The sequence below is a fragment of the Flavobacterium palustre genome (assembly GCF_014639535.1).
Taxonomy (GTDB): Bacteria; Bacteroidota; Bacteroidia; order Flavobacteriales; family Flavobacteriaceae; genus Flavobacterium; species Flavobacterium palustre.
This window is the reverse complement of the sequence record NZ_BMGA01000001.1, coordinates 106,060-130,897: the sequence shown is the minus strand read 5'-3', so window position 1 is coordinate 130,897 and position 24,838 is coordinate 106,060. Positions and strand designations below refer to the sequence as shown.

Annotated in this window: 24 protein-coding genes and 1 tRNA gene; 18 read left to right on the top strand and 7 right to left on the bottom strand. The window is 35.1% G+C overall.

Features of this window, described 5'->3' with window-relative positions; genetic code table 11:
* Positions 1 to 38: 38 nt before the first annotated feature.
* On the bottom strand, positions 39 to 839 hold the full coding sequence (nadE, locus tag IEV84_RS00640; RefSeq protein ID WP_188491431.1) for an NAD(+) synthase: 801 nt from the start codon (positions 837 to 839) through the stop codon (positions 39 to 41).
* Between the two features lie 103 nt (positions 840 to 942).
* On the opposite strand from nadE, the gene gldB reads away from it, so the two are divergent.
* On the top strand, positions 943 to 1,902 hold the full coding sequence (gldB, locus tag IEV84_RS00635) for a gliding motility lipoprotein GldB (protein ID WP_188491429.1): 960 nt from the start codon (positions 943 to 945) through the stop codon (positions 1,900 to 1,902).
* On the top strand, positions 1,902 to 2,237 hold the full coding sequence (gene gldC, locus IEV84_RS00630) for a gliding motility protein GldC (RefSeq protein ID WP_188491428.1): 336 nt from the start codon (positions 1,902 to 1,904) through the stop codon (positions 2,235 to 2,237). The genes gldB and gldC overlap by 1 nt, the downstream gene beginning before the upstream one ends.
* Positions 2,238 to 2,356: 119 nt before the next feature.
* On the opposite strand, the gene yihA is transcribed toward gldC, so the two are convergent.
* Together yihA and IEV84_RS00620 are read right to left on the bottom strand one after the other, a co-directional pair.
* Entirely contained in the window at positions 2,357 to 2,977 is a 621-nt protein-coding gene (gene yihA / locus IEV84_RS00625; protein ID WP_188491426.1) for a ribosome biogenesis GTP-binding protein YihA/YsxC, read from the bottom strand.
* Positions 2,978 to 3,002: 25 nt separating this feature from the next.
* Positions 3,003 to 3,782 (bottom strand): alpha/beta fold hydrolase, encoded by a 780-nt coding sequence (locus IEV84_RS00620; protein WP_188491424.1) that lies wholly within the window; start codon positions 3,780 to 3,782, stop codon positions 3,003 to 3,005.
* Positions 3,783 to 4,163: 381 nt separating this feature from the next.
* On the opposite strand from IEV84_RS00620, the gene mraZ reads away from it, so the two are divergent.
* From mraZ to IEV84_RS00540, 16 genes are all read left to right on the top strand, one after another.
* Positions 4,164 to 4,634 (top strand): division/cell wall cluster transcriptional repressor MraZ, encoded by a 471-nt coding sequence (gene mraZ / locus IEV84_RS00615; RefSeq protein WP_188491422.1) that lies wholly within the window; start codon positions 4,164 to 4,166, stop codon positions 4,632 to 4,634.
* Positions 4,609 to 5,517: a 16S rRNA (cytosine(1402)-N(4))-methyltransferase RsmH gene (rsmH, locus tag IEV84_RS00610; protein ID WP_188491420.1), complete on the top strand. Its 909-nt coding sequence runs from the start codon at positions 4,609 to 4,611 to the stop codon at positions 5,515 to 5,517. Before mraZ ends, rsmH begins: the two co-directional genes overlap by 26 nt.
* A 7-nt stretch (positions 5,518 to 5,524) precedes the next feature.
* Complete coding sequence (locus IEV84_RS00605; RefSeq protein WP_188491418.1) at positions 5,525 to 5,872, top strand: FtsL-like putative cell division protein; 348 nt, start codon at positions 5,525 to 5,527, stop codon at positions 5,870 to 5,872.
* Entirely contained in the window at positions 5,863 to 7,866 is a 2,004-nt protein-coding gene (locus tag IEV84_RS00600) for a PASTA domain-containing penicillin-binding protein (protein WP_188491416.1), read from the top strand. Before IEV84_RS00605 ends, IEV84_RS00600 begins: the two co-directional genes overlap by 10 nt.
* 43 nt (positions 7,867 to 7,909) lie before the next feature.
* Complete coding sequence (locus IEV84_RS00595) at positions 7,910 to 9,376, top strand: UDP-N-acetylmuramoyl-L-alanyl-D-glutamate--2,6-diaminopimelate ligase (RefSeq protein ID WP_188491414.1); 1,467 nt, start codon at positions 7,910 to 7,912, stop codon at positions 9,374 to 9,376.
* 7 nt (positions 9,377 to 9,383) lie between these two features.
* Positions 9,384 to 10,613: a phospho-N-acetylmuramoyl-pentapeptide-transferase gene (gene mraY, locus IEV84_RS00590; protein ID WP_188491413.1), complete on the top strand. Its 1,230-nt coding sequence runs from the start codon at positions 9,384 to 9,386 to the stop codon at positions 10,611 to 10,613.
* Position 10,614: 1 nt separating this feature from the next.
* On the top strand, positions 10,615 to 11,946 hold the full coding sequence (gene murD, locus IEV84_RS00585; protein WP_188491411.1) for a UDP-N-acetylmuramoyl-L-alanine--D-glutamate ligase: 1,332 nt from the start codon (positions 10,615 to 10,617) through the stop codon (positions 11,944 to 11,946).
* Positions 11,947 to 12,022: 76 nt separating this feature from the next.
* Positions 12,023 to 13,315: an FtsW/RodA/SpoVE family cell cycle protein gene (locus IEV84_RS00580; RefSeq protein ID WP_188491409.1), complete on the top strand. Its 1,293-nt coding sequence runs from the start codon at positions 12,023 to 12,025 to the stop codon at positions 13,313 to 13,315.
* A gap of 10 nt (positions 13,316 to 13,325) precedes the next feature.
* Entirely contained in the window at positions 13,326 to 14,414 is a 1,089-nt protein-coding gene (gene murG / locus IEV84_RS00575; protein ID WP_188491407.1) for an undecaprenyldiphospho-muramoylpentapeptide beta-N-acetylglucosaminyltransferase, read from the top strand.
* A gap of 123 nt (positions 14,415 to 14,537) precedes the next feature.
* A complete protein-coding gene (gene murC, locus IEV84_RS00570; RefSeq protein ID WP_188492932.1) occupies positions 14,538 to 15,890 on the top strand; it encodes a UDP-N-acetylmuramate--L-alanine ligase in 1,353 nt (450 codons plus the stop codon).
* The gene (locus tag IEV84_RS00565) at positions 15,874 to 16,599 is read left to right on the top strand and encodes a cell division protein FtsQ/DivIB (protein WP_188491406.1); all 726 of its coding nucleotides are present in this window, start codon (positions 15,874 to 15,876) and stop codon (positions 16,597 to 16,599) included. The genes murC and IEV84_RS00565 overlap by 17 nt, the downstream gene beginning before the upstream one ends.
* 6 nt (positions 16,600 to 16,605) lie before the next feature.
* Entirely contained in the window at positions 16,606 to 17,991 is a 1,386-nt protein-coding gene (gene ftsA / locus IEV84_RS00560) for a cell division protein FtsA (RefSeq protein ID WP_188491404.1), read from the top strand.
* A 52-nt stretch (positions 17,992 to 18,043) separates the two neighbouring features.
* Positions 18,044 to 20,026, top strand: coding sequence for a cell division protein FtsZ (gene ftsZ / locus IEV84_RS00555; protein ID WP_188491402.1), 1,983 nt, complete (start codon positions 18,044 to 18,046; stop codon positions 20,024 to 20,026).
* Positions 20,027 to 20,171: 145 nt separating this feature from the next.
* Positions 20,172 to 20,621: a GatB/YqeY domain-containing protein gene (locus IEV84_RS00550; RefSeq protein WP_188491400.1), complete on the top strand. Its 450-nt coding sequence runs from the start codon at positions 20,172 to 20,174 to the stop codon at positions 20,619 to 20,621.
* A gap of 85 nt (positions 20,622 to 20,706) precedes the next feature.
* Positions 20,707 to 20,780: transfer RNA gene (locus IEV84_RS00545), tRNA-Arg, on the top strand.
* 87 nt (positions 20,781 to 20,867) lie between these two features.
* Positions 20,868 to 21,674, top strand: coding sequence for a zinc-dependent peptidase (locus tag IEV84_RS00540; RefSeq protein ID WP_188491398.1), 807 nt, complete (start codon positions 20,868 to 20,870; stop codon positions 21,672 to 21,674).
* A gap of 38 nt (positions 21,675 to 21,712) precedes the next feature.
* Here the strand turns inward: IEV84_RS00540 and IEV84_RS00535 are convergent, their stop codons facing one another.
* The 4 genes from IEV84_RS00535 to IEV84_RS00520 all read right to left on the bottom strand — a co-directional run bounded on the left by IEV84_RS00535 (position 21,713) and on the right by IEV84_RS00520 (position 24,748).
* Positions 21,713 to 22,474, bottom strand: coding sequence for an ABC transporter ATP-binding protein (locus IEV84_RS00535; protein WP_188491396.1), 762 nt, complete (start codon positions 22,472 to 22,474; stop codon positions 21,713 to 21,715).
* The gene (locus IEV84_RS00530) at positions 22,471 to 23,220 is read right to left on the bottom strand and encodes an MlaE family ABC transporter permease (protein WP_188491394.1); all 750 of its coding nucleotides are present in this window, start codon (positions 23,218 to 23,220) and stop codon (positions 22,471 to 22,473) included. Before IEV84_RS00530 ends, IEV84_RS00535 begins: the two co-directional genes overlap by 4 nt.
* A gap of 69 nt (positions 23,221 to 23,289) precedes the next feature.
* Positions 23,290 to 24,138 carry a glycosyltransferase family 2 protein gene (locus IEV84_RS00525; protein WP_188491392.1) on the bottom strand — a complete coding sequence of 283 codons (849 nt, stop codon included), beginning with the start codon at positions 24,136 to 24,138 and terminating at the stop codon, positions 23,290 to 23,292.
* 88 nt (positions 24,139 to 24,226) lie between these two features.
* Entirely contained in the window at positions 24,227 to 24,748 is a 522-nt protein-coding gene (locus IEV84_RS00520; RefSeq protein WP_188492930.1) for a methyltransferase, read from the bottom strand.
* Positions 24,749 to 24,838 lie beyond the last annotated feature (90 nt).

Genomic DNA, 24,838 nt, shown 5'->3' with positions numbered 1-24,838 from the left:
AAAAAGGAATAATGCTATTTTTTATAGATAAAATAGTATTAAATCCGATTAATTACACAAACTGGTATCGGATTCATCTTGTGTTGGTTGATTGTGTTGAGTTTTTTGTAGATTTCAAACACCTTTTTTTCTCTTTCAGTATAATTGTCCTGAGAATTTTTATGTTCATCTTCCAACATTGCCCATTCTAATTCGTCGTAGCTGGCACCTAATTGTTGTTCATCGGTTTTTTCATCTCCAAATAAACCATCCGAAGGTTGTGCTGTTAATATAGAATTGGGAACTTCTAAATAGGAAGCTAAAGCAAAAACATCCGATTTCATTAAATCGGCAATCGGACTTAAATCGACACCGCCATCGCCATATTTAGTGTAGAAGCCTACACCAAAATCTTCTACTTTGTTACCTGTACCGGCAACTAAAAGTCCGTGAACTCCTGCGTAGTAGTACAAAGTTGTCATTCTTAATCGGGCACGGGTATTGGCTAAAGTTAGGTTGAGTTTGTTTTCTTCAAAGTTGGTAGGAACTTCATTTTTGAAAGTTTCAAATACAGCCGTTAAGTCAGTGTGAACACTGCTGACATTAGAAAAACGCTTTTTGAGTTGTTCAATGTGTTCTTTAGCGCGACTTACATGACTTGCATGCTGGTGTATTGGCATTTCGACACATAACACCTGAAGTCCGGTTTGAGCACATAAAGTAGAGGTTACAGCCGAATCGACACCTCCTGAAACTCCAACCACAAAACCATTTACTTTTGTGGATTCAGCATAAGATTTTAACCAATTGACAATCTGAGTGTTTACCTGATCAACTTTTAGGGTGCTTTTTTTAGTCATAAATAGTTCAAATTTTAACCATCAGGAAATGTATCTTTGCATCAAATCTTCGTTAACATACTGGTTGTTCCTGATATAATGCTGCAAATTTAATTAAAATAAAATGAAAACTTGTGTATTTTCCTTAGTTCTGTTGTTCTTTTTTTTATCATGCGAGACTAAAAATAATAAAGAAAAAGCGGTAGAGGCTATTTCGGTTGATTTGGAAGTGGTTCGATTTGATAAGATTTTTTTCGAAACTCCTCCTGAAGATTTGCCTAAAATAAAAAAAGAATTTCCTTTTTTCTTTCCAGCTGGTAATGATGATAATGTTTGGTTGGAAAAAATGCAAAATCCGCTTTGGCGTGAATTGTACGGTGAGGTTCAAAAAAAGTTTTCTGATTTTGATTCTTATAAAGTAGAGTTAGAAAGCGTTTTTAAACGTATAAAATATAATTTCCCTAAAACACAAACACCTAAAATATATACTATTATAGCTGAAATGGATTATAATAATAAGGTAATTTATGCGGATAGTTTGTTGATTGTTTCGCTTGAAATGTATTTGGGAAAAGAACATAAGTTTTATCAGTTTCCTAATTATATCAAACAGAATTTTGAGTCAAAACAAATGATGCCTGATGTGGTGGAGAGTTTTGCCAGAAGACAAATACCTCCGGCTATGGAGAAAAGCTTTTTGGCTGCGATGATTTATTCAGGAAAGCAGTTGTATCTTAAGGATGTGTTGTTGTCTGAAGATTATATTGATGCTGATAAAATAGGTTACACGCCGGAGCAATTGCTTTGGTGTCAGGAAAACGAAAGTTATATGTGGCGTTATTTTATCGAAGATCAATTATTATATAATGATGATCCGAAGTTGATTCCGAGATTTATCAGTCCGGCGCCATTTTCTAAATTTTATTTGGAAATCGATAATGAGTCTCCTGGAAGAGTAGGGGCTTGGATAGGCTGGCAAATTGTTCGTTCGTATATGAAAAATAATGAAGTATCTTTGCCGCAATTAATGCAAACAAGTGCAAAAGAAATTTTTGAAAAATCAAACTATAAACCTAAAAAGTAATGTCAAACACAAATAAATCAGAAATAAATTTTCTTGTAGAATTAGATGAAAACCGTATTCCGGAAAAATTGTATTGGACGGCAAAAGACGGCGGAATTGAATTAGAAGAATCAAAAGCAATTATGTTGTCGGTTTGGGATAGTAAAGCGAAGGAAAGTATGCGTATCGATTTATGGACTAAAGATATGCCTGTGGATGAAATGAAGATTTTCTTTCACCAAACTTTAGTAGCCATGTCGGATACTTTTCATCGTGCTACCGGTGATGAGAAAATGTCAGCAACCATGAAGGATTTCTGTGAATATTTTGCAGAGAAATTAGATTTGACAAAATAATCCCGAAGTGTTGGGATGAAAATTCCAACATAAAAAATCCCAAATTCCAATTGTTAAACTTGGAATTTGGGGTTTTTTTGTATTTTATTTTTGGGATTTGGAATTTCTAAAATTGGAATTTAAAACCCGCTGTTGTTTTTAAAAATTTCTTGATTGACTTCATCGATATAATTCAGTACTTCTTCTTTTCCGGTGCCTTCAGTTGATGAAGTTACAAAATAAGGAGGCATTTCGGCCCAATGGTTAGCGAACATTTGTTTTTTGTAAGCAGCAACATGGGAATCGATTTTTACCTTACTGATTTTGTCGGCTTTTGTAAAAATAATGCAGAAAGGAATTTCGCTTTCGCCCATATAACTCATGAACTCAATATCAATTGCCTGTGCTTCATGGCGAATATCAATTAGTACAAAGGCGCAAGCCAGTTGCTGTCTTTTTTCAAAATAATCAGTGATAAATTGTTGGAAGACCGATTTGGTTTTCTTTGAAACTTTAGCATAACCATAGCCTGGTAAATCAACCAGAAACCAATTATTGTTGATTAAAAAGTGATTGATTAATTGGGTTTTTCCAGGTCTTCCGGATGTTTTAGCTAATTTTTGTCGGTTAGTCAACATGTTGATTAATGAAGACTTGCCTACATTTGACCTGCCTATAAAAGCATATTCCGGCAAAAAATCCTTAGGACATTTGCTTACGTCTGAGTTGCTAATTACGAATTCGGCGGTATTGATTTTCATGTTTTTTAATGTAAAAAAAGCGGTTTTATGCCGAAGCTGCTTTCAGATTAGTTTTTGTCAGCCATTCTTCCAGCAATTTATTGAATTCATCGGGATGCTCCATCATGGCTGCATGACCACATTGATCAATCCAGTACAAGGTTGAATTAGGTAATAATTTGTTGAATTCTTCAGCTACATCAGGAGGGGTGACTTTGTCGTTTTTTCCCCAGATAATGCAGGTTTGAACGTGCATTTTGGGTAAATCTTTAGCCATATTATGACGAATAGCACTTTTGGCAATGGTTAAAGTTTTAATCAGTTTTATGCGGTCATTTACCGTTGCATATACTTCATCAATAAGATCGGGAGTAGCAATTTTTGGGTCGTAAAATACATCTTCGGCTTTTTTCTTGATGTATTCATAGTCGCCGCGTTTTGGGTAGCTGTCTCCCATGGCGCTTTCATAAAGTCCTGAACTTCCTGTAATTACAAGTCCGGCTACTTTTTCAGGATACATTTTGGTGTGGTATAAAGCGATGTGTCCTCCAAGTGAATTTCCTAAAAGAATTACTCGGTCAAAACCTTTAAAAGTGATAAAATCCTTTACATATTTGGCAAAAGCTTTTACGTTAGTTTTTAGTAGACTTTGGGTGTATATAGGTAGGTCTGGAATTACAATTTTGTATCCTTTGTCAGAGAAGTAACGAGCTACGCCATCAAAGTTGCTTAGTCCTCCCATTAAGCCGTGTAAAATGACAATGGGGGTCCCTTCTCCTGCTTCATAATAGCTGTATCTTCCTTCTTTTTTATAGTTTTTTTCCATGCTTTTGGATGCGAATTTCAATTTCGACAAATATAGGATATAATCAGTTAAAAAGAATTTTTGAAAACATTTTTTCGAACAGAATCTGCCAAGTCTTTTTTGTGGCAGCGTAGTGTTAGCTTGTTTATGTTATTGAGTGTCTATGCTTTTTTTGTGAAATTATGTTGCTTTTAGGGTTGAAAAAAGAAGCTGCTTTGTGTCTTGTTTTTCGAATTGAATTTTGTTGTTTGTAAGAAATCGCATTTTGGCTAATGTTCTGATTGTCTAAAAATTAAGGGTTTTGGGTTTGAAGTGGGTAAACTTATCAACAAAGTGGTAGAAAGTGGTAAAAGGTGGTAAATTTTTTTATATTTTTGCTCTATATCATTTAAAGCGATTCTTTTGAATGCAATTGTAGGGACATACGAGTGTAAAGTCGATGCTAAAGGGAGGGTTTTGTTGCCTTCTCCTTTAAAAAAGCAATTGGCTTCTTCTCTTCAGGATGGTTTTGTCCTGAAGCGTTCGTTGTTTCAGCCTTGTTTGGAGTTGTATCCTATGGAAGAATGGAATTTGATGATGCAAAAAATCAATAAGCTGAATCGATTTGTTAAGAAGAACAACGACTTTATCCGCAAGTTTACTGCTGGTGTTAAGATGGTTGAGATTGATGCTTTGGGGCGTTTATTAGTGCCTAAGGATTTGGTGAATTTTGCCAGTATTACTAAAGATGTGGTTTTTTCATCTGCGGTGAATATTGTGGAGATTTGGGATAAAGATTTGTATGAGCAGTCGATAGATGACGGAGTTGATTTTGCAGATTTGGCTGAAGAAGTAATGGGTAATATAAATGACGACAACGATGGAATATCATAATCCGGTTTTGCTTAAAGAGACGGTAGATGGTTTAAATATTAAGCCGGACGGAGTGTATGTTGATGTGACTTTTGGTGGTGGTGGTCATTCGAAAGAAATTTTAAGACGATTAGGTCCTGATGGGAAATTATTCGCTTTTGATCAGGATGAAGATGCGCTTGCAAATGCGCTTCCTGATGAGCGATTTGTGTTAATTAATGAAAATTTCAGACATATAAAACGATTTTTGCGTTTTCATGGTGTGAGAAATGTTGATGGGATTTTAGGCGATTTAGGAGTCTCTTCTCATCAATTTGATGTGCCGGAAAGAGGTTTTTCAACCCGATTTGATGCTGGATTAGACATGAGAATGAGTCAGAAAAACGATCTTAATGCTTATAAAGTAGTTAATGAGTATGACGATGCTAATTTGAGAAGGGTTTTTTATGATTACGGAGAGTTGAAAAATGCACCTGCTTTATCAAGAACTATTATTGAAGCCAGAGTACACAGACCGATAAAAACTACCGACGAATTGAAGGAGGTTTTGGCGAAATATTTACCGGAAAGAGTTCGAAATAAAGTGTTAGCACAAATTTATCAGGCTATTCGAATTGAAGTGAATCAGGAAATGGATGTTTTAAAAGAATTTTTAGAACAATCATTAGAGATTTTGAATCCCGGGGGACGATTAAGTGTGATTTCGTATCATTCTCTGGAAGATCGTTTGGTTAAAAGATTTATAAAAAACGGCATGTTTGAAGGAGAACCTGAACGTGACTTTTTTGGGAATTTTTCGGTTCCGTTCAAAACTATCGGGAAATTAATTGTTCCTGATAACGAAGAGATTAAAGTTAATAACAGAGCAAGAAGTGCTAAGTTAAGAATTGCTGAAAAGATTTAGATAAACCATGAAAACGAGTATTTACAATCTGTTAAAAGCAAGGTTTTTAATCGATGAAGATGCGATTAAAAATTGGCGTTTTATTGTTTTTTTGATTGTTCTGGCAATAATTATGATTGCAAATACACAGCGATACGAACAAAAAGTGTTTAAAATAGCCGAATTAACCTCAGAGGTTAAAGAATTGCGCTCAGAATTTGTTGACAGACGTTCGGAATTAATGAAGTTGCGAATGGAATCAACCGTTTCTGAAAAGATGGTGGAAAAACAAATTTTTCCGTCAACTGTACCTCCAGTGAAAATAAAAGTGAAGAAAGAAGAAGAGAAAAGTTTCCTTAAGAAATTATGGCAGTAGATGATAAATACATATCGTACCGTATCTATTTAGTTGCTTGTGGTATCTTTTTGATGGCAATAGCAATTGCGGTTAAGCTGACTAATATTCAGTGGGTTGAAGGTGAGTATTATAGAGAGTTAGCTAAAGAAAGAACGGTTCGAAATTTTGTTATTCCTGCTAACAAAGGAAATATTTATTCGGCAGACGGGAGTTTATTGGCTACTTCAATTCCAAAATACATCATCCGATTTGATGCTTTGGCACCAAAGAGAGAAACTTTCGAGAAAAATGTTAATGCTCTTGCCGATTCGTTAGCTACTGTTTTAGGAAAACCAGCGGGATATTATCAAAACGAATTGAGAAAAGCCAGAGCCAATAATAATCGCTATTATTTGGTTGCCAGAGATTTGAGCTATACCGATTATATGAAAATAAAGAGCTTTCCTTTATTTGAATTAGGTGCTTACAAAGGCGGAATTATAATCGAACAAAAAACGGTACGTGAGCATCCTATTGGTAAAATTGCCGAAAGAACCATTGGTTACGAAAGAAAATATGACGCAGGACATTCGGATGGAAAAGGAATCGAATGGGCTTACAGAGATTATCTGAATGGTAAGGATGGTAAAATTTTAAAGCAAAAAATTGCTAAAGGACAGTGGAAACCTATCAGAGATTTGAATGAGGTGGATCCTCAGGATGGATACGATGTAATCTCGACAATTGATGTGTATATTCAGGATATTGCACATCATGCTTTATTGAAACAATTACAAGATTACGAAGCCGATCATGGTTGTGTGGTGGTAATGGAAACCCACACAGGTCAGGTAAAAGCAATTTCTAATTTAGGAAGAGCTAGTGATGGAACCTATTATGAAACTACTAATTACGCAGTAGCCGAATCTCACGAACCAGGATCTACTTTTAAATTGGTTGATTTAATGACTATTTTAGAAGATAAAGTTGCCGATACCAGTACGGTTTATGATACACATGGAGGAATAATAAAATATTCTGGTAAGTCGGTTAGAGATTCGCACCAAGGTGGTTACGGAAAAATTTCTTTAGGAAGAGGTTTTGAATTATCGTCAAACACGGTTTTGGTTCAGGCGGTGTATGATAATTACAAAAACAATCCGTCTAAGTTTGTGAATCGTGTTAATTCTTACGGTTTCAACAAAAGGTTGAATATGGATTTTAAAGGGGAAGGACGTCCATTTATTCCGCAGCCTACGGATAAAAACTGGTCTAATATTTCATTACCATGGATGGCTTTTGGTTACGGCGTTTCTGTAACTCCAATGCAAACCTTAGCTTTTTATAATGCTGTGGCTAATAATGGAGTGATGGTGAAGCCACAATTTGTTTCTGAAATTAAAGAATGGAATAAAACCATCAAAAAAATAGAACCGGAAGTGATTAATCCAAAGGTTTGTTCGCAAGCAACACTTTTGAAGCTAAAAGCGGTTTTGAAAAATGTGGTACAAAAAGGAACAGCTTCTAAATTATATTCGAAAGATTTTTCGATGGCTGGAAAGACAGGAACAGCACAGGTGAACTATGGGAAAAGAGATGGTACTCCAATGCATTATGCTTCTTCTTTTGTAGGTTATTTTCCGGCTGATCATCCTAAATATTCCTGTATTGTAGTGGTTCATAAACCAAGTACAGCAAAAGGGGATTTTTATGGAGCAGGAGTTGCGGGACCAGTTTTTAAACGAATAGCCCAAAAGATTTTTACTGAAGTGCCTTCGACAAATGAAATCAAAAAACTGGACAGAAAGATTCCTAAACAAGAGAAAAATTACAATGAGTATTATGCAAAACTTCAAAAAAACCAGCAGTTAATACCAGATGTAAAAGGGATGCCGGGAATGGATGCTATTGCTTTGTTGGAAAATTTAGGGATGAAAGTGAGAACTAACGGAATGGGCAAGGTAAAAAAACAATCGTTACAGGCAGGGCAGAATATTGTAAAAAATACTACTATAACCTTAGAATTATTGTAGCTTCAACTAAGCTCTTTGTGAAAAGAGTGGAAAAATAAAAGATATGAGTAAATTATTAAAAGACATATTATACAAAGTAGCCATCGAAGCGGTTCACGGATCGACAGATGTTGTTATTGGGAAATTGGATTTTGATTCCAGAAAAATAGAAGCTAATGATGTGTTTGTTGCTATTCGTGGGTCTATTTCTGATGGACATGATTATATTCAAAAAGCTATTGATTTAGGTGCTAAAGCCATTATCTGCGATACTTTTCCGGAGCAATTTGTTAGTGAGGTTACTTATGTTCAGGTGAATGATACTAACAAAGCATTGGCTTTTATGGCGGCTAATTATTTTGGAAATCCATCCGAAAAATTAAAATTAGTGGGAATCACCGGTACTAACGGAAAAACTACCATTGCTTCTTTGTTATATCAGTTATTTAAAAAAGCAGGATTCAAAGTGGGTTTGCTTTCTACTGTGAAAATATTGGTTGATGATCTGGAGTATAAAGCTACGCATACTACTCCCGACTCGATTACAATCAATCATTTTTTGAATGAAATGATTCATGCAGGAGTTGAATATTGTTTTATGGAAGTGAGTTCGCATGGAATTCACCAGAAACGTACCGAAGCCTTGCATTTTGCAGGTGGTGTATTTACTAATTTGTCTCACGATCATTTAGATTATCACCCAACTTTTGCCGAATACAGAGATGTTAAAAAATCATTTTTTGACAACTTACCCAAAACAGCTTTTGCGATTTCTAATATCGACGACAAAAATGGAGCGGTGATGCTGCAAAATACATCAGCAAAAAAACGTACTTACGCACTTAAATCCTATGCCGATTACAAAGCACAAATTCTGGAAAATTTATTATCAGGTTTGTTGCTTAAAATTGAAGGCAATGAGGTTTGGGTAAAACTAATTGGTGTTTTCAATGCTTATAATTTGTTAGCGATTTATGGAACAGCTATCGAATTAGGTTTGGATAACCTGGAAACACTTCGTTTATTGTCAGAATTAGAAAGTGTTTCGGGAAGATTCCAATACATAGTTTCGGATTCGAATGTTACCGCCATAGTTGATTATGCACATACTCCGGATGCCTTAGAAAATGTATTGAAAACTATCAATGAAGTACGTACAAAGAACGAACAATTAATCACTATTGTTGGTTGTGGCGGAAACAGAGACAAAGCCAAACGACCAATTATGGCCGGAATTGCTGCCGAGTTAAGTAATAAAACCATTTTGACATCGGATAATCCCCGAGATGAAGATCCGGAAGTAATTATTGGTGAAATGGAAGCCGGAGTGCCACCACAAAATCATAAAAAAGTTTTTGCTGTAACTGATAGAAAACAAGCTATCAAAATTGCCTGCCAATTGGCTCAGCCCAATGATATTATCTTAATTGCCGGAAAAGGACATGAGACATATCAGGAAATCAAAGGTGTTCGCACTGAATTTGATGATATGAAGATTGTTAAAACCATTTTAGAAGAACTACATAAATAGTGAAATTATGCTGTATTATTTATTTGATTATTTCAACAAAACATTGAACATTTCCGGAACAGGAGTTTTTCAATACATTACATTTAGATCGGCATTAGCTTTTATCCTTTCGTTATTGTTGTCAACAATTTATGGAAAAAGAGTGATTCGCTTTTTACAAAAACAGCAAGTAGGAGAGACCATTAGGGAGCTGGGTTTACAAGGTCAAAATGAGAAAGCTGGAACTCCTACCATGGGAGGATTGATTATCATTTTTGCAACTTTAATTCCTGTTTTGTTGTTTGCCAAATTGCATAATATCTATATTGTTTTGTTGATTGTGACAACTTTATGGATGGGAACAATTGGTTTTGTGGACGATTATATCAAAATTTTCAAAAAAGACAAACAAGGATTAAAAGGAATCTTTAAAGTTTTTGGTCAGGTTGGATTAGGATTGATTGTGGGAAGTGTATTGTATTTTAATCCGCAGGTAACGGTTAGAACTGATACCGGAAAAACAGATGTTTTTAAAATAACTACAGAAACGGTTGTAACACCAGCTCCGGTTGAAGAAAAATCGACGGCAACTACAATTCCGTTTTTTAAGAATAACGAATTTGATTATGCTGAAGTTTTGGCATGGACAGGTGAAGGTTATGAGAAATGGGCTTGGTTAGTTTTTATTCCGGTAGTGATTTTTATCATCACGGCGGTTTCTAACGGTGCTAACTTAACCGACGGTATCGACGGATTGGCGGCAGGAACTTCGGCAATTTCGGTATTAGCCTTAGCGATTTTTACTTTCGTTTCGGGGAATATTATATTTTCCAATTATCTCAATATTATGTACATCCCTAATTCGGGGGAAATGACGGTTTTTATTGCCGCTTTTGTTGGTTCGCTTATTGGATTTTTATGGTACAACTCTTATCCGGCCTCGGTTTTTATGGGAGATACAGGAAGTTTAACAATTGGAGGAATCATTGCAGTATTGGCAATTGCGGTTCGAAAAGAACTATTGATTCCACTTTTATGCGGAATTTTTCTGGTCGAAAATCTTTCGGTGGTTTTACAGGTGAGCTACTTTAAATACACCAAGAAACGTTTTGGCGAAGGACGAAGAATTTTCCTTATGTCACCATTACATCATCATTACCAAAAGAAAGGTTATCACGAAAGTAAAATTGTTACCCGATTTTGGATTGTGGCCATCATGCTGGCGATACTTTCTATTGTTACCTTAAAACTAAGATAATATGAGATTAGTAGTATTAGGCGGAGGCGAAAGCGGAGTAGGAACAGCCATTCTGGGAAAAGAAAAAGGATATGATGTTTTTGTATCTGATTTTGGAAAAATAAAAGAAAATTACAAAGAAGTTCTTATAAATAAAGGCATCGAATGGGAGGATGAAAAGCATACTGAATCCCTGATCCTAAATGCCGATGTGGTGATGAAAAGCCCGGGTATTCCTGAGAAAGCAGCCATCGTGAAAAAACTGGTTGAGAAAGGAATTGCGGTAATTTCTGAAATAGAATTTGCTGCTCCTTTTACTAAAGCAATTACGATAGGGATAACAGGAAGTAACGGAAAGACAACGACAACGATGTTAACCTATCATTTGCTGAAATCAGCAGGATTGAATGTAGGACTGGCAGGAAATATCGGAAAGAGTTTTGCTGAACAAGTGGCAGAAGACAAATACGATAGTTATGTGTTAGAGTTGAGTAGTTTTCAGTTGGACGGAATCATCAATTATAAGCCGCATATTGCGATTATAACCAATATCAGTCCCGATCATTTAGACCGATACGATTATAAATATGAGAATTACATTGATTCGAAATTTAGAATAACAATGAATCAGACTGAAGAGGATTATCTCATTTATGATGCAGATGACGAAGCGATTTCGGAATGGTTACAAAAGAACAAAACAAGAGCAAAATTAATTCCTTTCTCATTGACAAAAACATTTAGTGAGGGAGCCTTTATAAAAAATAACACAATGGAAGCAATAATCAATCAAGAGGAATTTCAAATGGAAACAGCAGCAATTGCCTTGGAAGGAAAACATAATTTTAAAAATGCAATGGCAGCAACTTCTGTAGCTAAATTGATGCAAATTAGAAAAGCAACAATTCGCGAAAGTTTATCAAATTTTCAGGGTGTAGAACACCGTCTTGAGAAAGTATTGAAAATCCAAAATGTACAATACATCAATGATTCGAAAGCAACTAATGTAAATGCTACTTTTTTTGCTTTAGACAGTATGAATACACCAACAGTTTGGATAGTTGGAGGTGTTGATAAAGGAAATGATTATAACGAATTGATGGCATTGGTTCGTGAGAAAGTAAAAGCCATTATTTGTCTTGGGGTGGATAACAGAAAAATTATTGATGCTTTTGGAAATGTGGTTGATGTTATGGTTGAAGTCAACACGATGACCGAAGCCGTAAGAATGGCGCAACATATTTCAGAAAAAGGAGATACAGTTTTATTGTCACCTGCCTGCGCTAGTTTTGACTTGTTTGAAAACTATGAAGACAGAGGAAGGCAATTTAAAGATGCAGTGCATAATTTGTAAAAAGTTAGAAGCAGGAAGTCAGGAGTTAGAAGATATATATGTTATCTATAACTCAAAACCCATAACTTAAAAAAACATGAAAGAACTAATTAGCAGATTAAAAGGAGATAAAGGGATTTGGTCTTTTGTGGCCTTATTGGCCTTGTTTTCCTTTATGCCTGTTTTTAGTGCCAGTAGTAACCTGGCTTATTTGGGTCATGGGACAGGAAATACGTTAGGGTATTTGTTAAAACATCTGATTCATATTTGTTGTGGTTTCGCGATTATTTATGCGGTACACAATGTTCCGTATCATTATTTTCGATCTATTTCTAAATTGTTATTGCCTGTAGTTTGGGTAGTTTTAGGAATTGCAATGATAAAAGGAACAGTGATAGGTGGGGCGAATGCCAGTAGATGGCTCCAAATTCCGTTTGTAGGTTTGTCGTTTCAGCCTTCGGCCTTTGCAGCTCTGGTTTTATTTGTGTTCGTAGCGCGTTATTTGTCTAAAACCCGAACGGAGCCTATCGATTTTGTCGATTCGCTAAGAGAGCTTTGGTTGCCTGTTTTTATTACGCTCATGTTAATTCTTCCTTCGAATTTTTCAACTACTGCTTTGATTTTTTCGATGGTAATCATGTTAGTGTTTATTGGAAAATATCCGGTAAAATACATCGGGTTTATTGTAGGTTCGGGGATTGTGTTTCTGACTTTTTTCGTGTTGATTTCAAAAGCATTTCCTGATGCCAAGTTTTTCAGCAGGGTTAGAACCTGGGAAAGCCGTATTGAAAATTTCAGTACTGATAAACCAGATGAAGACGATTATCAAATAGAAAAAGCCAAAATTGCCATTGCATCCGGGAAAATTTATGGATTAGGTCCGGGAAAAAGTGTTCAGAAAAACTTCCTGCCACAATCTTCTTCCGACTTTATTTATGCCATTATTGTTGAAGAATATGGACTGCTTGGCGGTCTAGGAGTGTTGTGTTTGTATTTGTTATTGCTTGTTCGTTTTGTAGTAGCTTCACATAAAGCTAATACACTTTTTGGGAAATTAGTGGTCATAGGACTTGGTTTTCCAATGATTTTTCAGGCAATGATTAATATGGCGGTTGCGGTAGAATTATTACCGGTTACAGGACAAACGCTGCCATTAATAAGTAGTGGAGGAACATCCATCTGGATGACTTGTATTGCCTTGGGAATTATCATTGGTGTGACCAAAAAAGAAGAAGAAATAGAGCAGGAACAGAAAGAAGCGGCTAAAAGAGAAGAAGCACTTCAACGATTGATTGATGCTGAATTGGCTGCTGAAGAACAAAAACAGCATGAAGCTTACTCGATAGAAGATAAAATGTCTAATCCGATGAATGCTGTTTTGAATAAATAAATTGGAAGCAATGAAACACTATAAATTCATATTAAGCGGCGGAGGAACAGGAGGGCATATTTACCCTGCCATTGCCATTGCCAATGAATTAAAATCAAGATTTCCTGATGCGGAGTTTCTATTTGTAGGAGCCGAAGATAAGATGGAAATGCAGAAAGTACCACAGGCAGGATATGCTATCAAAGGTTTGTGGATTGCCGGACTGCAACGAAAATTGACATTGCAAAATGCGATGTTCCCGCTCAAATTAGTGAGTAGTTTATGGAAATCCAGAAAAATAATTAAAGAATTTAAGCCTGATGTTGTTATCGGTACCGGTGGTTTTGCCAGCGGACCATTATTGCAAATGGCCAATATGTTGGGTATTCCAACGCTCATTCAGGAGCAAAATTCCTTTCCGGGAATTACAAATAAATTATTGAGTAAAAAAGCCAATGCTATTTGTGTGGCTTATGAAAATCTGGAGCGATTTTTCCCGAAAGGAAAAATGATTTTGACCGGAAATCCGGTGCGTCAGGATTTGATTGATATCCAAAATAAAAGAGCAGAAGCAATTGCATATTTTAAATTGGATGCCAATAAAAAAATACTTTTGGTTCTTGGTGGAAGTTTAGGAGCCAGAAGAATCAATCAGTTGATTGAGAAAGAACTGGAAAATATATTGGCTCAGAATGTTCAGATTATCTGGCAATGTGGAAAATTATATTTTGAAGAATATAAAAAATATAATTCAGACAATGTTCAGGTGGTAGCTTTTATTGAAAAGATGGATTTTGTTTACGCAGCAGCCGATGTTATTATTTCGCGTGCCGGTGCTTCTTCGGTATCAGAATTATGTATTGTGGGTAAACCTGTAATTTTTATTCCATCACCTAATGTTGCTGAAGATCATCAGACAAAAAATGCAAAAGCAATTGTGGATAAAAAAGGAGCTATTTTGCTTAAAGAATCACAATTAGATGCTGAATTCAGTTTGGTTTTCGAAGCTTTATTAAAAGATCCGGAAAAGCAAAAACAATTGAGTGAAAACATAAAAGAATTGGCGCTTCCTGAAGCAACGAAGCAAATTGTGGATGAGATTGTGAAATTGATTAAATAGCAATAGCAATTAATTGTTAATGACAATTTCAAAAACAGAAGAATAAAATTAGAATAATTAATCCAATCATAATGTCAATTATTGAATATTGATATTGTTATTGAAATTGAAATTGAAATTGAAATGAATCTAAATCAAATACAGAACGTCTATTTTATCGGTATCGGTGGTATTGGTATGAGTGCTTTGGCGCGTTATTTTAAATATATCGGGAAACAAGTTTCGGGTTATGATAAAACGCCAACGATTTTAACCAATGAGTTAATCGAAAGTGGAATTGATATTCATTTTGAAGACGATATTAATTTAATTCCTAAGGATTATTTTGTCGAAAATACCTTGGTTATTATTACGCCTGCTGTTCCAAAAATGCATGCGGAATGGAATTACTTTTTAGAGCGTGATTATCAGGTGAAAAAGCGAGCTGAAGTTTTAGGAATTATTACTAAAGATACTTTTTGTTTTGCAGTGGCAGGAACACATGGGAAAACCACAACCTCTAGTATTCTAGGGCATATTTTACATGAAAGCGGAGCTGATGTTACGGCTTTTATAGGAGGGATTGTTGAGAATTATGATTCGAATTTAATAGGAAGTGGAAAAACCGTGACTGTTGTTGAAGCTGATGAATTTGACCGTTCTTTTTTGCATTTGCATCCTAATATTGCCTGCGTAACTTCTATGGATGCTGATCATTTGGATATTTATGGAACTGATGAAGCAATTAAAGAATCGTTTACAGAATTTGCAGCAAAAGTAGAAGATCAGTCAAAATTGTTTGTTACTACCGATTTGCCACTTTCAGGAATAACTGTGGGAGTAAATGAGGAAGCAGTTTACAATGCTTTTAATATAAGAATTGAAAACGGAAACTATGTTTTTGACGTAAAAACACCTAATGGAGTTTTAACAGATTTTCGTTTTGGATTACCAGGAAGACACAATTTGATGAATGCTTTAATGGCTTTTGCAATGGCAGTAAATTTCGGCACCCCAACCGATGCCATTGCAAAAGCCTTAGCTTCTTTCAAAGGAATAAGAAGACGTTTTTCTTATCAAATAAGAACTGAAAATTTGGTTTATATTGATGATTATGCGCATCATCCTACCGAGATAAATGCGGTACATCAGGCGGTAAGAGAATTGTATCCAAATAAAAAAGTTATGGCTGTTTTTCAGCCGCATCTTTTTAGCAGAACCAAAGATTTTGCCGATGATTTTGCAAAAAGTCTCTCGCAATTTGATGAAGTGTTGTTGATGGATATTTATCCGGCACGTGAGTTGCCTATGGAAGGAGTGACTTCGGAGTGGTTGTTTTCTAAAATAGATAATGAAAATAAAAAATTAGTTTCAAAAGAAGATTTGATAGCAACTATGTTGAAAAGTGATGCCTCAATTATGGTTACGATTGGAGCAGGTGATATTGGCGAAATGGTGGGAGCAATTAAAACAGCTTTAAATGAAAAAAATATTTAATTGGACAACTATCAGGTTAATCCTAATGTTTGGATTAGTAATTTTCCTTTTTTCGTTTACTTCTAAGCGAAATGAGAAGCGAAAATTAGCTAAAATCGACGTTGTTTTTGTAGGAGAAAACAATCTTTTTGTCAAGGAAGAAACGGTTAATAAATTGTTAATAGAAAATATGGGCGACCCATTAGCTATTGAAAAAGATAAATTAGATTTGAATAAGCTGGAAGGAAAGCTGAATTCAAATGCGATGATTGACGAATCAGATGTTTTTGTTAGTATTAATGGTGTTCTTAAAGCGGTTGTTAAGCAAAAGACTCCTGTAGCCAGGGTAATTAATGGTTCGGAATCTTTTTATATTGATTATAAAGGTGGTAAGATGCCACTTTCTGATAATTTTACCGCCAGAGTTCCGCTGGTTTCAGGGGATATCAATAAAGGTAATAAAGAAAAATGGACTCGTTTATTACGTGTGATTTATGAAGATGATTTTTTGAGAAAAAACATCATTGCAATTGAGATTATGCCGAATGAAAGCCTAAAAATGTTCAATAGGAATTATGATTATCTGATTGATTTTGGCAGTATGATGAATTTTGAGACAAAATTTAAAAATTACAAAGCCTTTTTTCAAAAAGCAGTTTTAGATAGTACATTGTATAAATATAAAAAGATTGACCTTAGGTTTACAAAACAAGTAGTTTGCACTAAATAATAGAAAATGGAAAAAGAGAATATTGCAGTAGGTCTAGATATAGGGACAACCAAAATCGTTGCCATGATAGGCAAGAAAAATGAGTATGGTAAGTTGGAAATTTTGGGAGTTGGAAAATCCAAAAGTCTAGGTGTGGCCAGAGGAGTGGTAAATAATATTACACAAACCATTCAGTCTATCCAGCAAGCAATAAATGATGCGGAAACAAATTCAGGTTACAAAATTAAAGATGTTGTTGTAGGGATTGCAGGACAACACATTCGTAGTATTCAACACACTGATTATATCAGCAGAAGCAATCCTGAAGAAGTAATTGGAGGAAACGATATTCAATTATTAATTGATCAGGTTAATAAATTGGCTATGTTGCCTGGGGAGGAAATTATTCACGTTTTACCTCAGGAATTTAAAATCGACGGACAATCGGAAATTAAAGAACCTATTGGAATGTATGGAGGACGATTAGAATCCAGTTTCCATGTGGTGGTAGGTCAGGCATCTTCTATAAGAAATGTAGGTCGTTGTATTCAGAGTTCAGGTATTGAATTGTCAGGATTGACTTTAGAGCCATTAGCTTCATCAGATGCGGTTTTAAGTCAGGAAGAAAAAGAAGCCGGAGTTGCCTTAATTGATATTGGAGGAGGAACAACTGATTTGGCAATCTTTAAAGATGGTATTATTCGTCATACGGCTGTAATTCCTTTTGGAGGAAATGTTATTACTGATGATATCAAAGAAGGTTGTTCTATTATAGAAAAACAGGCTGAATTATTGAAAGTAAAATTCGGTTCGGCTTGGCCGGGAGAAAATAAAGACAACGAGATTGTTTCTATTCCGGGATTAAGAGGAAGAGAGCCAAAAGAGATTTCGTTAAAAAACTTGTCTAAAATTATTCACGCCCGTGTAGTAGAAATAATTGAGCAGGTTTTCACTGAAGTTAAAGCTTACGGACACGAAGATCCAAGAAAAAAGCTAATTGCAGGAATTGTACTTACCGGAGGTGGAGCTCAATTGAAACACATCAAACAATTAGTAGAGTACATTACCGGAATGGATACGAGAATTGGATATCCAAATGAGCATTTAGCGGGTAATTCAGACGAAGAGTTCTCTAGTCCATTATATGCAACAGCTGTAGGATTAGTGATGAACAGTATTGCTAATAATACGCAAAGTGCCGTTAGAAAAGAAGAAGTGGTTCCGCAAAGAACTGTTTTTTATCGTGAGCCGGTTGTGGAAAGGGTAGAGCGATTCGAACCAGAAGTAGAAGAGGTACAAACGCAAGTCCCCGTTTATTCTAAAAATGAAGAGTCAACAGGAGAAAAGATTAAGAGATCTTTCTTTGATAGATATGTTGACAAGATTAAAGATTTTTTAGATAACGCAGAGTAGTAAGACAGAAGAATAAAGCACAAAAATATATTAATATCAAATACCAAATAATATGACGAGCAACTCAGAATTTGGAAGTATTTCATTTGATTTACCAAAAAATCAATCAAATGTAATCAAAGTAATAGGTGTAGGTGGAGGCGGAAGTAACGCAATCAACCACATGTTCAAGCAAGGAATCAAAGGAGTTGATTTTATTGTTTGTAATACTGATTCGCAGGCACTACAAAATAGTGGTGTTCCTAATAAAATTCAATTAGGTGTCAATCTAACTGAAGGTCTTGGTGCCGGAGCTAATCCGGATGTAGGACAGCAATCTGCTATAGAAAGTATTGCTGATATCGAAAAGATGTTAGACCGTGGTACTAAGATGGTTTTTATCACTGCCGGAATGGGTGGAGGTACAGGAACCGGTGCTGCGCCAGTAATTGCTCAACTGGCTAAAGAAAGAGAAATCCTTACGGTAGGTATTGTGACTTTGCCTTTTACTTTTGAAGGAAAAGTGCGTCAGGAACAAGCCCTTATTGGTATTGAAAAATTACGTAAGCAAGTCGATTCTTTGATTGTTATCAATAACAATAAATTAAGAGAAGTGTATGGGAATCTTGGTTTTAAAGCAGGATTCTCCAAAGCGGATGAAGTTTTGGCAACTGCCTCGAGAGGGATTGCTGAAGTAATTACGCATCACTATACGCAAAATATCGATTTACGTGATGCTAAAACGGTATTAGCTAACAGCGGAACAGCTATTATGGGTTCGTCTGTTGCTTCAGGTGAAAACAGAGCTAAAGAAGCAATTATCGCTGCTTTAGATTCTCCATTATTAAATGATAACAAAATCACAGGAGCCAAAAACGTATTGTTGCTCATCGTTTCTGGTTCTAACGAAATTACCTTAGATGAAATTGGTGAAATTAATGACCACATTCAAAGTGAAGCAGGTTATAACGCTAATATCATAATGGGAGTTGGTGAAGACGAATCATTAGGAGATGCCGTTGCAGTGACTATTATCGCTACCGGATTTGATATTGAACAACAAAACGGAATTGTAAATACAGAACCTAAAAAAATCATACACACTTTAGAGGATGAGCAAAAAAGTGTTCATAATCTAACGAATAATCCGGTTGCTACTTTTGATTTGAATATCGATAAACCTGTAAATGCTGTAGCGGATAAAGTGGTTTTTGAATTAATCGATGAAGAAGAGGAAGAAAAAATTGTAGCTCCTGTTGTAGTGCCGGCTCCTGTTGTAGCTGAAACTCCTGTAGCTCCAGTTCCGGGAAACGAAGAATTGATGGCAATATCTGAATTTATTAAAAATATAGATGTTACTTTCGAAATTGTTTCTCCAATAAAAGAAGAAGAATTTACATTTTCTGCTCCAAAAGTAGTTGAAGAAGTAAAACAACCAATTTTCGAACAGCCAAAAGCAATCGAAAAACAGGAACAAACATCTATTTCATTTGATTTGCCACTTTTTAAATCAGAACCAGTTCAGGAAAAAGAAGAAAAAGTGTTGTTTGAATTGACAAATGAAACTAAAGAAATCAAAGTAAACCAAGCAGTTCAATTTGTGCCTGTAACGGAATTGTCTGATAACGGAATTATCAAATATTCTTTGGAAGAATATATGGAAGCTGAGAATGAGCTGACTTCTGAGCCGGTGGCAAAAGTAGTTGAAGAAGTTATTCCTGAAGAGTTAAATATTACTATGAAAAAAGTAGAATTAGCTCCGGAAGATTTTTCTAAAGCAGAAGATATTTCTCCTATTGAAATGACAATCGAAGAAACTTTACGTTTAAGAGCTGATGAAAGAAGAAAAAAATTAAAAGAATTCAATTATAAGTTTCACAACAATGTTTCTAAGATTGATGAGTACGAAAAAGAGCCTGCTTACAAAAGATTAGGTATCGATATTTCAAACAGTCAAACGAATAATGCTAATTCAAGAATCTCTGTTGGAACTGATAGTAACAACGATTTACAGTTGCGTTCTAATAATTCTTATTTACATGATAATGTAGATTAGCGAACTTAATTTCATAGATAATAACCCGAAAATTACATTTAGTTTTCGGGTTATTTTTTTTAACTTCGCACAAAATTTGAGTTCAGCTTGACTTTTTTTGAATAGCAAAAGAAAGCCTTAAGGCTAATTAATAAAATATACACAAATGAGTTTATCAGTAAAAATCATGGACGAGATGAAAACCGCCATGAAAGCTAAAGATACAGTAGCATTAGAATCATTAAGAGCCATTAAATCAGAATTACTTTTAGCTCAAACGGCTTCTGGTTCTAAAGAAGAGATTTCGGAAGAAGAAGAAATTAAGTTGTTACAACGTTTGGTGAAAACCCGTAAAGAAAGTGCCAGAATTTTTACAGAACAAAATCGTCCTGATTTAGCTGAGCCAGAATTAGCTCAGGTGGCTGTAATAGAGAAGTTTTTACCAGCTCAATTGAGTGAAGCGGAAATAGAAGCTGTAATTGCTAAAATCATTGCCGAAACAGGTGCTTCAGGAATAGCATCTATGGGAAAAGTAATGGGAATAGCTTCTGCGCAATTAGGAGGAACTGCCGAAGGCAAAACAATCTCTACTATTGTAAAAAAATTATTGGTATAATAATTTAAATTTCAAAAAAGAAATTCCAAAATCCAATGACAAGTTTTGGAGTTTGGAATTTTAAAAATGGAATTTTTTATATTTTGGCTGCGTAGTTCAACTGGATAGAATATCAGATTTCGGCTCTGAGGGTTGCAGGTTCGAACCCTGCCGCGGTCACATTATAAAGCTTTAAAAATAATCAAGTCAAATGGGTTGTTTTTGAAGCTTTTTATTTTAAATTGTATTGAATTTAAAATCAATTTGATGGAGCTAAATACGGTGTTTCAATTTCTGGTTGTTCTTATTTTTGGGATATTAGCGCTTCTCTTGATTGTGTTTAGAATTGTCGAACCTATTTATGTTTTAGCTTTCAAAAAACCGTTGTTTTTGCATGTCTATCCTTTTTCTAAAAAGCTGAATGACGAACAAAAAGAAATTCTAAAAAATAATTTTCCTTTTTATAATCGACTTACTCCCAAAAAGAAAAGTTATTTTGAGCATAGAGTTAAAGAATTTATAAGGAAATATGAATTTGTAGGTAAGGATATAGCAATTACCGAAGCGATGCAAATACTCATAGCTGGAACTTATGTAATGCTGACTTTTGGATTACGAAAATACCTCATTGGGTTGTTTACAAGAATAATTATTTATCCGTCAAGTTATTATTCGTCTTCAAATGATGCTTATCACAAAGGGGAATTCAATCCCCGGATGAAGTCGGTAGTTTTTTCTTGGGAAGACTATGTTTTAGGTCATCAGACTGCAAACGATAATCTTAATTTAGGTTTGCATGAATTTGCTCATGCTCTGCACTTTCATTGTATGAAAAGTAATGATTCCAGTGCCGCTGTTTTCTATGATGAATTTAATAAGATAACGCGCTATTACAATGATGAGGAATTAAATGCTCAATTGCGTTCTAAAGGCTATTTTAGACTGTACGCTTATCAAAATCAATTTGAGTTTCTGGCAGTGATTTTAGAACATTTTTTCGAAACTCCGGAAAAATTTAAAAAGCAACATCCGGAATTATATCATAATGTATGTGTTATGATAAATTTCAAATAGTGTTTTTGGACTATTGATTTTGGTGTCGTCTTAAAAGGTTATTCTTTCAAATGTGCTTCACGTACTTTTTTAAACAAATTAGAGGAATAAACAAATGCAACAACGGCTTCGTTATCGGTTCTGAAAATTTCTTCTTTGGTTCCTTCCCAGGCTTTTAAACCGTTTTTTAAGAACAGGATTTTTTCGCCTATTTCCATAACCGAATTCATGTCGTGCGTATTAATTACTGTAGTGATATTGTATTCTTCAGTGATTTCTTGGATAAGATTATCAATCAAAATAGAGGTATTAGGGTCTAATCCTGAATTAGGTTCATCACAAAACAAATATTTCGGGTTGTTCACGATGGCACGGGCAATAGCAACACGTTTTTGCATACCACCTGAAATTTCAGAAGGTAACTTTTTGTGTGCGTCAATTAGATTGACTCTTTTTAAAACAAAATCAACTCTGTCATCAATTTTTGCCTTATCGTCTTTGGTGAACATTCTTAGTGGGAAAGCCACGTTTTCGGCAACAGTCATTGAGTCGAATAGAGCACTTCCCTGAAAAACCATTCCGATTTCAGTTCGCAATTCTCTTTTTTCATCAGCATCCAAATCCGAATAAATCCGACCGTCAAAGGAAATCGTTCCTACTTCGGGTTGATGAATTCCAAGTAAACTTTTTAATAATACTGTTTTTCCGGAACCACTTTGTCCAATAATAAGATTGGTTTTTCCTGTTTCAAAAACAGTGCTCACTCCTTTAAGGATCTTGCTGTCGCCAAATGATTTCTCTATGTTTTTTACCTCTATCATGACCCTAGTAATAACTGAGTTAGTATATAATTAAAAAGAATGATGGAAACTGATGTCCAAACGAAGGATACGGTACTTGCTTTACCTACTTCTAATGCGCCGCCTTTCATGTAATAACCGTGAAAAGAAGGAATTGTGGCTAATAACATCGCAAAGATGATGGTTTTGATGAAAGCATAAGTGATATGAAACGGGATGAATTCCATTTGTGCACCTGAAATAAAATCGGTACTTGAGGTAAAACCTCCGTAAACACCGGCAATCCAGCCTCCCAGAATTCCTAAAAACATACTGATTCCAATAACAAACGGATACAATAGCAAAGCAATAATTTTAGGGAAAACCAAATAATTTAACGAATTTACTCCCATTACCTCCAGTGCGTCAATTTGTTCCGTAACACGCATCGTGCCTATACTTGAGGTGATAAACGAGCCCATTTTTCCGGCCATAATTACCGAAATAAATGTAGGTGCAAATTCCAGAATTACCGATTGACGTGTGGCAAATCCAATAAGGTATTTTGGGATCAACGGATTGGTTAGGTTTAAAGCAGTTTGGATAGAAACTACACCTCCCACAAAGAAAGAAATGAAGGCAACAATACCGAGTGAACCAATGATTAAATCGTCTATTTCTTTAAAGATAAGATTACGCATTACAGACCATTTGGTTTGTTTGTTGAAAATCTCTTTAAGCATCAGAAAATATCTTCCTATTTGCGATAAATATCGAATGAGCATCATAGTTTTTTGAATATGGGCTAATTTACGAAATTAGTTATGAGTTGTGGGTTATGAGTTGTCTGTTTTTCCTTAGAAAAGTTTTTCTTTCATCTTTTTTAAGCGATACTGACGAATAAATTTTGCCTGTTCTGCGTTAACCATAAGTGGTTTTTTCTCTGCTTTGGCTTTTAGAAATCCCTGGATGTAATCAAAAAACAGCAAAGGTTTCTTTTTCATAAAACACAACTTAGCCGAAGCAATCGAAGTAATCAAAAATCCGTAACCCAAGGTGTAAAAAGCTTCACCTTGTTTGTAACGGGCTGTTTTGTTGTAATTGGCTCCTGTAGGTTTTAGATGTTTTACTTGTAGAGATTCATCGGTAACTACTTTCCATTTGTAAAATTTACAAAGTAATTCGTCTACAGTATCCCAACCCATTTGCGCTTTTAAGCCGCCAATTTGTTTGAAAGTTTCTTTTCGATAAGCTTTCAAGGCTCCGCGAATGTGGTCTTTGTCGGTTAGGTTTTCTAAAACCCAATCTCCGTTTTTTTCGATATAACAAAATCCACCCACCATCCCAATTGTAGGATCAGAGTTGAAATGTTTAGTTATTGTTTCGAAATAGTTATTTGGAAAAATAAGGTCGGCATCGAGTTTTACAATAACATCATAATCTTCGTCCAGAGTTTCAAAACCTTTTTGAAAAGCCTGAATTACTTTGCTTCCCGGTAAATGAATCGCACTTGATTTTTTTTCTACCAATGTTATAAAAGGGTTGTCTTTGGCGTAAGCCAAAACGATTTCGGCAGTTCTGTCAGTAGAATTATCATTCACAATAACGACTTTTTTAGGTAAAAGTGTTTGTGAAATCAGCGATTCTAAAGTCAGAGAAATAAATTCTTCTTCGTTATGAGCAGGAATGACTATGTAGTAGTTCATGTTTTTTGAATAAAATTCCAATTTTTCAAAATTGCAAATCCCAAATCCGTGTTAAGTTGGAATTTGGAATTTTGTTTTTGAGATTTGCTTATGCTTTTTCAGCGTAAACAATATAATATCTTGGTGTGAAATAACGCAACAAAGGTCTGAAACCAAATTTCTTTACCGGATGCGTGAATTTTTCTCTGGCAGTTATTTTCCATCCTGTTTTTTCTAACAGCCAGTCCAATTGCCAGTCTTCAAATTCGTGGTAATGCCTGTCCCACATATCGGTTTTACTGCGATAAGCCGGAGAAAACCAAAGGCGTAACGGAATTGAAATTAGCAATTTGTCGCATTTTACATTTTCTAAAACAGTGTAAGGATTTAATAAATGTTCGAAAATTTCGAAAGCGGTAAAAACAGTGTAAGATTCCGTTTGTAAAGCGGTTTGGTCTTTATCCAAATCTTCTCCGGTAGTGTTTTTTACCTGATAGCCATTTTCTTCCATGATTTTAGAAAACGGATTAGGAACTCCTAAGTCGAAAATAGTTTCAGTTGTTGAAACGTGTTTTTTTAAAAATTCTAAAGTGTGTTTGAATCTTTTATTAGGAAATGTTTTTTCGTACATAGTCATTGCGAGGAACGAAGCAATCTCTCGTTCTATATCTAAGTTAAGTTTTGTATTAGAATCACATTGTTATCAGGATTCTGAGTGCAA